Genomic DNA, 13359 nt, shown 5'->3' with positions numbered 1-13359 from the left:
GTGCGCCAAATCAGCCTTGCGGCCGATCCAGCACCAGAGAGACATTGTCAATCAAGCGCGCAGCACGGGTGTACATGGCGCCCAATACAGTAATTTCCCGGTCATCATGGGCGGCCGGCTCGAGCGTCCGGCTGTTGCTGATGGTGATGTAATCGGGCTTGAACCCGGCCTGGCGAATCTGTTCCCGGGCCTCGTCTTCCAGCGCGATAAAATCCCGCCGGCCTTGTTCTATCTGCTGGCTGATCCACAGCAGGCTCTGGTAAAGCTGAGACACCGACGGGCGCTCATCGTCACCGATATAGCCATTGCGCGAGCTCAGGGCCAGGCCATCGGCCTCGCGCACGATATCCCCGGCGATAATCTGCACCGGAATACACAGGTCTTCGACCATCCGCCGGATCACAGCCAACTGCTGAAAATCCTTGACGCCGAATACCGCCTCATCCGGCTGAACAATATTGAACAGCTTGGTCACCACCGTGGTGACCCCCTCGAAGTGCCCGGGGCGACTGGCGCCGCAGAGCACGTCGGTCATGGTGGGCACCACCACCCGGGTCTGCTCCGCCATGCCATTGGGGTAAATCTCCGTCTCATCCGGGCAGAACAGGTAATCGCAGCCGATTCCTTCCAGCTTGCGGGTGTCCTCGGCCAAGGTCCGAGGGTACTTGTCCCAGTCCTCATTCAATCCGAACTGTAACGGATTGACGAAAATACTGGCAACCGTGACCTCGCAGCTCTGCTGAGCCCGCTCAACCAGCGCCAGATGCGCCTCGTGCAGGTTGCCCATGGTGGGCACAAATCCAATGCGCTTACCGGCCCGGCGTTCCTTGGCCAGCGCGTCGCGCAACGTTTGGATATGATGGAAAACCTGCATGAAGTCTAACCTGGGGTGTTGTTTGCGGCTCGGCCCCGCCGTTTCGGGGCGGAGCCCCGGTCGGGCGCGCGATAATACACTTTTGTGCCAAAAATGTACATTTTTTGCGCATTGAGGGCAAATGAGAGGGTGTGCCGTTTTTTGTCGGATTACGGCTGCGCCTAATCCGACCTACAGGGAGCAAAATGCCAATGTTTATGTAGGTCGAATTAGCCGAGGCGTAATCCGACAATGAGCCACTCAACCGGAATCAATACTCGTCCTGCTGGAAATACTCGGGCGCAAGGTTCTCAAAACGGGTGAATTTGCCGATAAAGGCCGCCCGGCAGGTGCCTATCTCGCCGTTCCGCTGCTTACCCAAAATCAGCTCGGCGATGCCCTTATCCGGGCTGTCCTCGTTGTAGTAATCGTCGCGGTAGATAAACAGGATCACGTCCGCATCCTGCTCGATCGCGCCCGATTCCCGCAAATCCGAGTTCATGGGGCGCTTGTTGGGGCGCTGCTCCACCCCCCGGTTAAGCTGGGACAGGGCCACCACCGGGCAACTGAACTCCTTGGCCAGGGCCTTGAGCGAGCGTGAGATCTCCGAGATTTCCTGGGTCCGGCCCTCGGTGGAGCCCGCCACCTGCATCAACTGCAGGTAGTCGATCATAATCAGGCTGGGATTGCCGTGCTCCCGCGCGATGCGCCGGGTACGGGCGCGCACCTCCTGGGGGGTCAAGCCTGGGGTATCGTCAATAAACAGGGGCCTGTCCTTGATTTTGGACACGGCCGCCGACAGCTTGGGCCAATCCTCTTCGGTAAGTTTACCGTTGCGAATCCGGCCCTGATCGATTCGCCCCACCGAGGACATCATCCGCATCACCAGCGCCGACGAGGGCATCTCCATGCTGAACACCAGCACCGGCTGTTTTTGGCTGAACAGCGCGCTTTCGACAAAATTGAGGGCGAGCGCGGTTTTACCCATGGACGGCCGCGCCGCCAGAATGATCAACTCGCCCGGCTGCCAGCCGGAGGTGCGCTCGTCCAGATCCGCCAGGCCGGTGGTCACCCCGGTGATGTCATCCCCGGAGCGAAACAGCTCGTCGATGCGCGCCACAGCCTCCTTGAGCAGGTCGTTGACCCCGAGCAGACCGCCCTCTTTCGGGCGATCCTCGGCGATCTCGGCCATGCGCTTTTCCGCCAATTGGAGCAGGTCATCCGCGTCCAGGCCCGCGGGGCTGTAGCTGGTTTTCTTGATCTCCTGAGCCACGGATATCAGTTGGCGCAGAGTGGAGCGCTCACGCACAATGCGGGCGTAAGCCAGAATGTTGGCGGCGCTCGGGGTGTTGGCGGCCAGCTCGGTCAGATAGCCCAACCCGCCGACCCGCTCCAGCTCATCGTGGCGATGCAACTCTTCGGACAGTGTAATGACGTCCAGCGGCGCCGACTGCTCCACCAAGATGGACATCATGCGGAAGATCGCCTTGTGGTCACCCCGGTAAAAGTCGACCTCGGATACCACTTCGCGCACCGCGTCGAAGCGCTTGTTGTCGAGCATCAGGCCGCCGAGCACAGCCTGCTCGGCCTCCACTGAATGCGGTGGTGCCTGGGTCAGCAGCGGGCTCTCGGCCTCGTTGTCGGGAATTTCGTAGGGGGCGTCAGACATAGCGAGTCAGTATTCTTGTATCCCTGTGCGGCCATGGCCGGCATAAAAAAATCGGGCAACCGCGACAGCGGTAGCTGTCGCAGTGTGCCCGATTTCGTTGTGCTTGTCAGCAGTCCGGCCCTAAGGCCGAGCGGCGGACTTACTCGGCCACAACGGTCAGCTTGACGGTTTGCATCACTTCGGCGTGCAGCTGTACGTCGATCTCGTACTCGCCCACTTCGCGCAGTGCGCCTTCCGGCAGTTTGACTTCAGCTTTGCTCACTTCAACGCCCGCGGCGGTGATGGCGTCAGCCAGGTCGCGGGTGCCAATAGAACCGAACAGCTTGCCTTCGTCACCGGCGTTGGCGGCGATGGTCACGCTGATTTCAGCCAGCTTGGCCGCACGCTCTTCAGCGTTGGCTTTTTTGGCATCAGCAGCAGCTTCCAGCTCAGCGCGGCGCGCTTCAAAATCGGCGAGGTTGGCGGCCGTTGCCGGAACCGCTTTGCCTTGGGGCAACAGGAAGTTGCGGCCAAAGCCCGACTTAACGGCGACTTTATCGCCAATATTACCCAAATTACTCACTTTCTCGAGCAGAATAACTTCCATCTCGTTAACCCTCTAATGTTGTCATCTATCTGACGAACGGCAGCTCTTTTACTGCTTGGGCTTGACCCGTCCGCGAAAATTAAGCCATGTATCGACAAAAGCCACAGCGATCAGTAACTGGCCCGCCGGGGGAACAAATACCAATAGCAGGTAGAAGACTACCAACCACGGGGTTCCCAGTTTTCGGCGTGCGGCCAGGCCGTGAAACAACGCCAACCCGGCGAGCGTCAAGGGCAGGGTAAAAACCGTTGCCCAAACCCCGTACTCCGGTCCCTGAAACAGAGCGAAGACCCCGGCACCCAAGCTGACAATGGCCTGGGGCGCCTGCAAGCGCAACCCGTGAAACTCCTGGCGAAACCCGCCCGGGTTGTACAGCAGGGCCTGCCACCAGCGCCCGAGCAGCAGCCCGAGCAAGGTGCTGAAGGCAACGCCATAGGCGATCAGCCCCAACACCGTGGATTGACCCACTGCCAAGCCCTCGGCGGCCTCATCCTGGAGACTGTCCAGGAGTTCCTGAAGCACGACCGCGATACTGGCCAGAGCCTCAGGCGCCAGCTGGGAGACAGTCAGCGCCGCCAGAACACTCAGGGCCACCAAACTCATCAGCGCATGGGGCCAGGAAGCACTGACCCGCAGGATTTGCGCTGCGATCAGCGCTGTTACCACGGCAGCCACCGTCATTAGGGGCATAACCGGGCTGAAGTCGCTAAACAGCAGCGTCAACAGCGCCGGCAACAGGCCCCAAACGGCAATCAGCAGGCCTTCGCGCAAGCCCATCCGCAATCCCACCAGGGAGATTGTCGCCGGGCCTATCAGTGGCACCCAATTACCCAAAAGGGCGACCACTGCGGCTCGCGTGCGACTGCGCATAATAAAATTTGCCAGTGCACGCATGGTAAAACTTAGTTGTCGTGGCTATCAGTGTACGGAATCAGGGCCAGGTAGCGAGCGCGCTTGATCGCGGTCGACAGCTGACGCTGGTACTTGGCCTTGGTGCCGGTGATGCGGCTGGGCACGATTTTACCGGTTTCGGTGATGTAGGCCTTCAGGGTTTCGATATCTTTATAATCGATACGCTTGACGCCTTCAGCGGTGAAACGGCAGAACTTGCGACGACGGAAAAAACGAGCCATGGTTAAACCTCCTGCTCTTCGTTGGCGGATTCGTCAGACTCGGCGCTCTGCTTGCTGTCAGAGGCGTCGTCGGAGTCGTTGTCATCGCGGTTGTCTTCGCGACGGGCCGGACGGGCTTTACGCTCGCGACCTTCTTTCTCCGCCTTCAGGATCGGCGACTCGCCGGTAACGGCTTCGTCTTCGCGGATGACCATGCTGCGCAGCACGGCATCGTTGTAACGGAAGTTGGTGGTCAGCTCTTCCAGGGCTTCCTCGGTGCACTCAACGTTGAGCAGCACGTAGTGAGCCTTGTGGATTTTGTTGATCGGGTAAGCCAGCTGACGGCGGCCCCAGTCTTCCAGGCGATGGACCTGGCCACCACCGTTTTTAACGGCAGCGGTGTAGCGCTCGATCATACCGGGCACTTGTTCACTCTGGTCCGGGTGGACCATAAACACGATTTCGTAATGACGCATTGTAGCTCCTTACGGGTTAAAGCCTCCCAATGCACGGGGCACCGGTGAGACAAGGAGAGGCCCCACCGATGCGGGGCCCGTTAAGGGGCGGCTATTCTAGGGACTTTACCCCTGCGATGCAAGGTTAAAAAGTGACCAGAGCCACCCCGACGCTGAAGCCCGGGGGCCGCGGCCTTATTGGCCGTAGACCGGGAAGCGCTTGCACACCTCCAGTACTTTGGCTTTGGTGGCCTCAATGGCCTTATCGGCACTGCCGGCTTCCAGGGCGTCGAGGATGTCGCACATCCAGTTGGCCAACTGGGTACACTCATCTTCTTTAAAGCCGCGAGTGGTGATCGCCGGGGTCCCGACACGCAGGCCCGAGGTGATAAAGGGCGAACGGGGGTCGTTGGGCACGGCGTTCTTGTTGACCGTGATATTGGCCAGGCCCAGGGCCTCGTCGGCGTCTTTACCGGTGTACGCCTTGCCGATCAGATCCACCAGCATCAGGTGGTTTTCCGTGCCACCCGAGACGATTTTGATGCCGCGCTCGATAAAGGTCTTGGCCATGGCCTGAGCGTTTTTGACCACCTGTTGCTGGTAGGTCTTGTACTCCGGGGTCATGGCTTCTTTGAAACTAATGGCCTTGGCGGCGATCACATGCATAAGAGGGCCGCCCTGGCCGCCCGGGAAAACTGCCGAGTTGAGCTTTTTCTCAATCTCTTCATTGGCCTTGGCCAGGATGATGCCGCCGCGCGGACCGCGCAGGGTCTTATGAGTGGTAGAGGTAGTGACGTCGGCGATCTGAACCGGGCTGGGGTAGACGCCCGCCGCGACCAGACCCGCCACATGGGCCATATCCACCAGTAAGTAAGCCCCCACTTTGTCGGCGATGTCGCGGAAGCGCTGCCAATCCATCACCTGGGAGTAGGCGGAAAAGCCGGCGACGATCATGCGCGGCTTATGTTCCAGCGCCAGGCGCTCTACCTGCTCGTAGTCCAGCAGGCCGGTCTCGGGATTCAAGCCGTACTGCACGGCATTGTAAATCTTGCCGGAGAAGTTGGGCTTGGCGCCATGAGTCAGGTGACCGCCGGCGTCCAGGCTCATGCCCAGGATGGTATCACCGGGCTTGCACAGGGCCGCATACACAGCGGTATTGGCCTGGGAGCCCGAGTGCGGCTGAACGTTGGCGTAATCGGCACCGAACAGCTGCTTGGCGCGCTCGATGGCAATGCTCTCGGCCTGGTCCACGTACTCGCAGCCGCCGTAGTAACGCTTGCCCGGGTAGCCCTCGGCATATTTGTTGGTCAGTTTGCTGCCCTGTGCCGCCATCACCAGCGGGCTGGTGTAGTTTTCAGAGGCAATCAGCTCGATATGCTCTTCCTGACGTCGACCTTCGTGCTCAATGGAGGACCAGATATCGGGATCGTAAGCGGCAATGGACTGGCTTTTGTCAAACATGGCAATACCCTGCATCGGCCAGCGCGGTGCTGGCGTAAGTAAATGTAAAAAACCGTTTGGAAAGGCGAGGACACCCAACTAAAAAAGAGCGCGAATTGTACACTATTCACTCAGGGGTGTTCCATGCAAAATACTCATGAACGGTGTTAATGTGGCTCATACGTTGAGTCATTCAGTTTGGGTTAAGGCCGGGATGCGTATGCTGTAACCTGACCCTTGAATACCCAGTGCGAGGACTGGCTTATGAACAGGTTTATTTCACCGATACTATGGCTCCTGGTGGCACTGCCACTGCTGTGGAGCACCGCCGCCAGTGCCGATGATGAGGCGGGCTTCAGTCAGGCCCAGCTCGACAGCATGCTGGCGCCGGTGGCGCTCTACCCGGATACCCTGCTGTCCCATATCCTGATCGCCGCCACCTATCCGCTGGAAGTGGTTCAGGCCCAGCGCTGGCTTGAGAACAATCCCGGGCTCGAGGGCGAAGCCGCCGTCAACGCCGCCGAGGATCGAGGCTGGGACCCGAGCGTGACAGCGCTGCTGGCCTTTCCGCGCATTCTCGAACAGATGAGCGACGACCTGGAGTGGACCCAGCAGTTGGGAGACGCCTTCCTGCTGGACGAGGAGCGCATGGTGGCCACCATTCAGACCCTGCGCCACCGGGCTCATGAAGCCGGCAACCTGAGCTCCAATGACTATATTCAGGTGCAGCGCGAACGCGAGGTAATCTACATTGAGCCCGCGCGCGAACGCATTGTGTATGTGCCCTACTACGACACCCGCGTGGTCTACGGTCACTGGTGGTGGGACGCCTACCCGCCGGTGTACTGGGGCTACCCTGCCCATTATTCGCACCATAGCGGCATCTACTGGAGCAGCGGCTACCGGGTACACAGCGGCTTTTATTTCAGCTCCTTTTACTGGCCCCGGCACCAGGTGGTGGTGATCCATCATCGCCATCACCATCCGCACCGCTATTACAGCGGACGCAGTGTCGCGAGCCACCGCAACGCCCATCACTGGCGCCACAACCCTCAGCACCGGCGGGGTGTGGTTTATTCCAACCCGAGCCTGCGCGATCGCTACGCCCACGAAAACCGCCGCCAGTGGGATCAGCAGCGCCGGAATGAGCGGGTGCACACTGGCGTCAGTCGCCAGCAACAGCGGGCATCCGGCGGACGCCCGACCGGCACCACCGAAGCGCCGGCGCGTACCGAGCGCCTGCGTAACCGGTTGAGTGGTCAGGACAGCCGCACGACCACAACCCGAAACCGCGGCAGCGAAGAGCGCGGTGCAACCCGGCAGCGCGGCACCACCGGAGAGGCTCAACGGAACACGCGTCCTGAGCGCCAAACCTGGATGGACCGCAACCGCCAGCGCCAGGAGCAACCGGTGCAGCGGCAAGAGCAGCCAGCGCAACGCCAGCAGGCACCACAGCGCGAAACGCAGCAACAGCCGCAGACCCGGCAGCGCCAGTGGAGCACTACGCCACGTCAGCAGGCGGAGCCGCAACGCTCGGGCCAGCAGCAACAACGGCAAAGCTGGGGCAACGAGCGCCAACAGCGGCCTTCGGGCGCCACGCAGTTGCGCTCGCAACCGCGCAATGACAACGCTGGGACGCAGAATCGCAGCACCCGCCAAAGCCCGGCAGGCAATCAACGCTCTGCACCCGCAACGCGCAGCAGTGGCGACAACGAGCGCCGGAGCTGGCGCAACCGGGCCGACTAGGCCGCCCACCGTCCACAACAAAAAAAGCCGGGGCAGTGCCCCGGCTAACGTGAATGTTGACCCACCTCAGTGACTGATCATCCACGGCCTCATTGAAGGAAACATCTTTTTGCCGTCAGCGGTATAGAACAATTGTGATTTACTCACCGACTGCTGACCACAACCACAACCTTTGCCATGTTTATGCTCACGTCGGGCCTGGGCTTCGCGACGCTGCTCAGGGTTGGAAAACAGCGGCTGGTGGCGACTGCGTTCGTTGCGCTCCCGAGCCTCGCGCTGCTGCTCGTCCATAACCCGAAGTTGCGGCGGCAACACAATGACGCGCGCCGAAGCCTTACCGCACGCGGGGCAGGGCTTTACATCACCGCTTTCGTCCAGACTTGCCAGCGCGTAGAACAAACCGTGTTCCCGGCACTTGTAATCGTACAGGGGCATAAGGCGTTACTCCTTGTCAGCCGATTTGGGAATATCCACCCCCGGGGTGACCTTCTTCTCAGGCCCCTCGGCACTGGGGTTGATATCAAAATCGAAAATCCCGGTCGGTAGCCACAAGGTTGCACAGGCGTTGGGAATATCCACGACCCCGCTGATATGCCCTTCAACCGGGGCACAGCCGAGAATCGCGTAAGCCTGGGCTTTGGTGTAGCCGAACTTGGTGAGGTACTCGATAGCATTGAGGCAGGCTTGCCGGTAGGCCACGTGTACATCCAGATAATGCTGCTCGCCCTGCTCATCGACCGAAATGCCCTCGAAGATCACGTAATCATCGTAACTGGGCTTGATCGGGCTGGGCTTGAAGATCGGGTTCTTGATGCCGTACTTGGCCATGCCGTCTTTGATCAGATTGACGCGCAGGTGAATCCAGCCCGCCATTTCAATCGCGCCACAGAAGGTGATCTCGCCGTCGCCCTGGCTAAAGTGAAGATCCCCCACGGACAGGCCACCGCCTTTTACGTAGACCGGGAAATAGACTTTCGCACCGCGAGACAAGTCCTTGATGTCACAGTTGCCCCCATGCTCTCGTGGCGGCACAGTACGCGCGCCCTCGGCGCTCGCGCTCTTCGCCGCATCGGGTTTCATGCGCCCCATATGCGCGGTGTCGGAATAAGGCAGAGCTGCCAGCGGCGGTACCCGCTCGGGATCGGTGTCGACCAGTTTCTGCTCCCGGGTGTTCCATTCCGCCAACATTTCCTTGGAGGGCAGGCAGCCGATCAAGCCCGGGTGAATCAGACCGGCAAATTCAACGTTGGGAATATGCCGGGACTTGGTAAACATGCCGTTAAACTCCCAGATCGATTTCTGCGCTTCAGGGAAGTGCTCGGTCAAAAAGCCGCCGCCATTCTGCTTTGAGAAAAACCCATTAAAGCCCCACTGACTGTCTTCGAATGCGCCAATATCGAGAATATCCACTTCCAGCAAGTCACCCGGCTCGGCGCCATCGACCCCAATGGGACCGGAGAGAAAGTGGACCTGAGTCAGATCGACATCGCGCACGTCGTCGGCGCTGTCGTTGTCGGCAATCTGACCGCCGGTCCAGTCGTAACACTCGACAATAAAGTCATCGCCGGGCTTGACCGTTGCCACCATCGGAATGTCCGGGTGCCAGCGGTTGTGAATCATGTCGTTCTCGTAGGGGGATTTGTTCAGGTCGATCTTGATAATGGTATCGGTCATGGCGATTCTCCTCGGTATAGGGACGAGCGCGTAGAGCACGCTTGAGGGTTAGTATCAAAGATCCCCAGGGGTGGGTGAATACGCCAATTGCGCAGAGACCTACGTCAAATGACGTAGGTCTCTGAAGTGCCAACCGCCACTACAAAAAAACGACCACACCCGCGTACAGGTATGGCCGCAACGTCAGCGCTTGCTCGACGGGAGAACCGGGTCGCTAAACCGCCAGGTAAGAGGCCACCTTGGCCTCGTCAACACTTTCACGCAGTTCTTCATGCACGATCTCGCCTTTCTCTATCACCAGAATCCGGTCGGCAATATCCAGGGCGAATTTGAGCACCTGCTCGGAAACAATGATGGACAGACCCCGTTGATCACGGATCAGCTTGAGCGTGCGCGCCATTTCACTGATGATCGACGGCTGAATACCTTCTGTGGGCTCATCCAGCAGTAGCAGCTTGGGATTGCTGGCAAGCGCCCGGGCAATGGCCAGCTGTTGCTGCTGACCACCCGAGAGGTTTCCTCCACGCCGGTTGCGCATATCCAGCAGCACCGGAAACAGGTCGTAGATATCCTGCGGTACCGAGCGCCGCCCGGTCGACACCAACCCGGTTTCGATATTCTCGCGTACCGTCATGGTCGAGAAGATCATCCGCCCCTGAGGGACAAAACCAAAGCCCGCTTTTACCCGATCGTGACTTTTCAGACCCGACACATCTTTGCCATCGAGCACAATATTTCCCGCCCGGCTGGGAATCGTGCCGATCAACGAGTTCATCAGTGTGGTTTTACCCATACCGTTGCGGCCCATCACCGCGACGATTTCAGCCTTGCCAACCGTCAAGTTCAGATTGCGCAGAATCTCGCTCTGGCCGTAGGCCACTGAATAGTTACTTACATTCAACATAGCGTCACCTTCTCATTCGCCAGGGCCGGGATTAATGGCCGAGATAGACCTCGATCACTTTCGGATCATGCTTCACTTTGTCTGGTGAGCCTTCCGCCAGAATTCTCCCCTGGTGCAACACCGTGACCTTGTGCGCGATCTCTGCCACGAACTGCATATCGTGCTCAATGACAATCATGGTGTGTTCTTTGGCAATCTCCCGTAACAGAACGGCCGTCTGGCGCCGTTCGGCTACGGACATGCCCGCCACCGGCTCGTCGAGCATCAGCAGCTCCGGCTTCTGAATCAATAACATGCCGATTTCCAGCCACTGTTTCTGTCCATGACTGAGCAGGTCCGCCTGGGTATACAGCTGGTCGGAAAGAAAAATCCGCTCGGCCACCTCTTCAATGCGGGCGATCACTTCGGGCGAGCGTTTGAACGCCAGGCAGCCAAAAACGCTGCGGCCACTGGGGTAGGAGATCTCCAGATTCTCAAACACCGTCAGATCTGTGTATACCGAGGGGTTCTGAAACTTTCGCCCTACGCCGGCTTTCACGATATTGGGTTCGGACATTCTGGTCAGCTCACGGTTCTTGAACTTGATAGAGCCGGAGGTCGCCTGGGTTCGTCCGCATATCAAGTCGAGCACCGTTGTCTTTCCGGCGCCATTGGGGCCGATCACCACGCGGATCTCGTTCTTGTCAACGTAGAAGTTGAGATCGTTGACCGCTTTGAATCCGTCAAACGATACCGTCAAGCCTTCTACCGCGAGAATAAAATCAGTATTGGTCGGACTCATGAGGTCACTCCCTGCTCAGGTACAGTTAGGGTATTGCGTGTCTTATCGCGCCCAAGGACACGCGCCATAAGGGCGTCGACCGGCCTCGCGAAGAAAGTGTTGTAGACGCCGGCAACGCCGTTGGGCAATGCCAATACAACCCCGATAAAGATCAGGCCCATGGCAAACAGCCACAGCTGAGGAAAAGCCTCACCGAAGGTGGTTTTGGCGATGTTGACCAGAAGTGCACCATACACCGCGCCCGGCAAGGACAGCCGCCCACCCACCGCACAGAAAATCACCATTTCAATGGAGGGCACAATGCCAACAAAGCTTGGAGACATAAACCCCTCCTGCAAGGTAAACATCGCCCCGCCAATACCGGCGAAGGCTGCGCCGACGCAGAACACAAATATCTTGAAGTTGGCGATATCGTAACCGGAGAACCTGACCCTATCTTCTTGCCCGCGCATGGCAATCAGAATTTTCCCCACCTTACTCATGCGGATAAACTGGGCAATGAACAGGCACACAAACAGCATGGCGACACACACAAAGTAAAAAACGTAGCTGGCAAAGTCGGTGTTGATCTCCCAGCCCTTGAGGGTTCGCAGATCGGTAATGCCATTGACACCGCCAGTCAGGCCCTGCTGACCGATAATCAAAATCGTCATGATGGCGGCAATCGACTGGGTGATGATCGCAAAGTACACGCCACTCACCCGCCGCTTGAACATGGCGAAACCGATCAGGTAGGCGAACACCGCGGGCACCACAACAATCGCAATCAAGGCAACTGTCAGGCTGTTAAAGGGCACCCAGAACCAGGGCAGCTCAGTGATCCGGTTCCAGTCCATAAAGTCCGGAATACCGGGTGTGCTCTGAATACTGGTGTTCTCAGGCGAGGAGGCTTCGAGCTTGAGGTACATGGCCATGGCGTAACCACCCAGGCCATAGAACACCCCCTGCCCGAGACTGAGAATGCCGCCGTAACCCCAACACAACACCAGGCCCACAGCGACGAAGGCGAAACTCAGAAATTTTCCCACCTGGTTCAGGCGCAGAATATCCAGGCTCAGCGGAAAAACTACCAATAGCAGCAAGGCCAGCACGGCAAAGGCAAGAACGTCCTGACGCGACATATACTCTTTGAAAGTATTGAATGGCATAGCAGTGTCCTCCTAGCGACGGACCTTGAGGGTGAACAGACCTTGCGGGCGAAGCATCAGGATCACCACTACGGTCAGCAGGGTGAGCACCTTGGCCATGGAGCCGCCCATAAAGAATTCGAGAATCGATTGTGATTGGGAAATGGTAAACGCTGAAGCTACGGTACCCATCAGACTGGCTGCGCCGCCAAATACTACGACCAGAAAAGTATCGACAATGTACGCCTGGCCCGCGGTCGGCCCAGTCGAGCCGATCATGGTGAAGGCACTGCCAGCGATACCAGCGATACCGCAACCCAGCGCAAAGGTCATGCGGTCAACACGCGCGGTATTGATACCGACCGCGCCCGCCATGGGCCGATTCTGGACAACTGCACGCACCTGCTTACCCCAGGAAGACCGGTACATGAGCAAGGCGACGGCAATCGTTGCCATGACGGCAATCGCCATCACAAACATGCCGTTAATGGGTACCTCAATCATATCGGTCAAGCGGTAGGAGCCGTCGAGCCACTCGGGTGTTACCACCCCAACTTCGCGCGCACCAAACACCGAGCGGTAGGTCTGCTGCAAGATCAGGCTCAAGCCCCAGGTCGCCAAAAGCGTATCCAGAGGCCGTTTATAGAGAAACCGGATCATGCCCCACTCGACCAGTGCACCCAGAGCCCCGGCAGCAAGAAATGCGAGCACAATCGCGACCAGAAAGTAGTAGCCAAAAAAATCCGGGATGTGGCTGGCGAACATATTCGAGGTCACATAGGTAACGTATGCGCCCAGAATCATAAACTCACCGTGGGCCATATTGATCACCTTCATCTGCCCGAAGATGATCGCCAACCCCAGCGCCATCAATACAAACACGGCAAAAAGAATCAAGCCAGCGAACCCTTGCATTGCGAAGATCGCACCCAACTCGGCCGTAGTAAAATCTGAAAACATGGTCCTTACTCCCAGGTCGCAGTGATTTATCCACGCTCAAACAGATCTCCGC

At 58.6% G+C, this 13359-nt stretch carries 14 protein-coding genes; 1 reads left to right on the top strand and 13 read right to left on the bottom strand.

All coding sequences use genetic code 11. From position 1 onward, the window contains the following. Positions 1–10: 10 nt before the first annotated feature. From panC to glyA, 7 genes are all read right to left on the bottom strand, one after another. Entirely contained in the window at positions 11–874 is an 864-nt protein-coding gene (gene panC / locus DKW72_RS12745; protein ID WP_111642766.1) for a pantoate--beta-alanine ligase, read from the bottom strand. Between the two features lie 250 nt (positions 875–1124). Further along, positions 1125–2522 carry a replicative DNA helicase gene (gene dnaB / locus DKW72_RS12740; protein WP_111642765.1) on the bottom strand — a complete coding sequence of 466 codons (1398 nt, stop codon included), beginning with the start codon at positions 2520–2522 and terminating at the stop codon, positions 1125–1127. 139 nt (positions 2523–2661) lie between these two features. Continuing rightward, the gene (rplI, locus tag DKW72_RS12735; protein ID WP_111642764.1) at positions 2662–3108 is read right to left on the bottom strand and encodes a 50S ribosomal protein L9; all 447 of its coding nucleotides are present in this window, start codon (positions 3106–3108) and stop codon (positions 2662–2664) included. A gap of 48 nt (positions 3109–3156) precedes the next feature. Further along, entirely contained in the window at positions 3157–4002 is an 846-nt protein-coding gene (locus tag DKW72_RS12730; protein ID WP_157960485.1) for a YybS family protein, read from the bottom strand. A gap of 8 nt (positions 4003–4010) precedes the next feature. After that, positions 4011–4241: a 30S ribosomal protein S18 gene (rpsR, locus tag DKW72_RS12725; RefSeq protein WP_111642762.1), complete on the bottom strand. Its 231-nt coding sequence runs from the start codon at positions 4239–4241 to the stop codon at positions 4011–4013. A gap of 2 nt (positions 4242–4243) precedes the next feature. Continuing rightward, positions 4244–4696: a 30S ribosomal protein S6 gene (gene rpsF, locus DKW72_RS12720; protein ID WP_111642761.1), complete on the bottom strand. Its 453-nt coding sequence runs from the start codon at positions 4694–4696 to the stop codon at positions 4244–4246. Between the two features lie 174 nt (positions 4697–4870). After that, a complete protein-coding gene (gene glyA / locus DKW72_RS12715; protein ID WP_111642845.1) occupies positions 4871–6136 on the bottom strand; it encodes a serine hydroxymethyltransferase in 1266 nt (421 codons plus the stop codon). Between the two features lie 243 nt (positions 6137–6379). On the opposite strand from glyA, the gene DKW72_RS12710 reads away from it, so the two are divergent. After that, positions 6380–7861 (top strand): DUF3300 domain-containing protein, encoded by a 1482-nt coding sequence (locus tag DKW72_RS12710; RefSeq protein WP_111642760.1) that lies wholly within the window; start codon positions 6380–6382, stop codon positions 7859–7861. Positions 7862–7927: 66 nt separating this feature from the next. On the opposite strand, the gene DKW72_RS12705 is transcribed toward DKW72_RS12710, so the two are convergent. The 6 genes from DKW72_RS12705 to urtB all read right to left on the bottom strand — a co-directional run bounded on the left by DKW72_RS12705 (position 7928) and on the right by urtB (position 13307). Continuing rightward, the gene (locus DKW72_RS12705) at positions 7928–8296 is read right to left on the bottom strand and encodes an FmdB family zinc ribbon protein (protein ID WP_111642759.1); all 369 of its coding nucleotides are present in this window, start codon (positions 8294–8296) and stop codon (positions 7928–7930) included. Between the two features lie 6 nt (positions 8297–8302). Beyond that, on the bottom strand, positions 8303–9535 hold the full coding sequence (gene fmdA, locus DKW72_RS12700) for a formamidase (RefSeq protein WP_111642758.1): 1233 nt from the start codon (positions 9533–9535) through the stop codon (positions 8303–8305). A 214-nt stretch (positions 9536–9749) separates the two neighbouring features. Beyond that, entirely contained in the window at positions 9750–10439 is a 690-nt protein-coding gene (gene urtE, locus DKW72_RS12695) for an urea ABC transporter ATP-binding subunit UrtE (protein ID WP_111642757.1), read from the bottom strand. 31 nt (positions 10440–10470) lie between these two features. Beyond that, positions 10471–11220 (bottom strand): urea ABC transporter ATP-binding protein UrtD, encoded by a 750-nt coding sequence (gene urtD / locus DKW72_RS12690; protein ID WP_111642756.1) that lies wholly within the window; start codon positions 11218–11220, stop codon positions 10471–10473. Continuing rightward, complete coding sequence (urtC, locus tag DKW72_RS12685) at positions 11217–12368, bottom strand: urea ABC transporter permease subunit UrtC (protein ID WP_111642755.1); 1152 nt, start codon at positions 12366–12368, stop codon at positions 11217–11219. Before urtC ends, urtD begins: the two co-directional genes overlap by 4 nt. 12 nt (positions 12369–12380) lie before the next feature. Beyond that, positions 12381–13307: an urea ABC transporter permease subunit UrtB gene (gene urtB / locus DKW72_RS12680; RefSeq protein ID WP_111642754.1), complete on the bottom strand. Its 927-nt coding sequence runs from the start codon at positions 13305–13307 to the stop codon at positions 12381–12383. Between the last annotated feature and the right edge of the window lie 52 nt (positions 13308–13359).

The sequence above is a fragment of the Marinimicrobium alkaliphilum genome, assembly GCF_003259155.1.
In the GTDB taxonomy this organism is placed as follows: domain Bacteria; phylum Pseudomonadota; class Gammaproteobacteria; order Pseudomonadales; family Cellvibrionaceae; genus Marinimicrobium_A; species Marinimicrobium_A alkaliphilum.
Note: the sequence above shows the minus strand (reverse complement) of the source record. Positions and strands in the feature narration are given on the sequence as shown.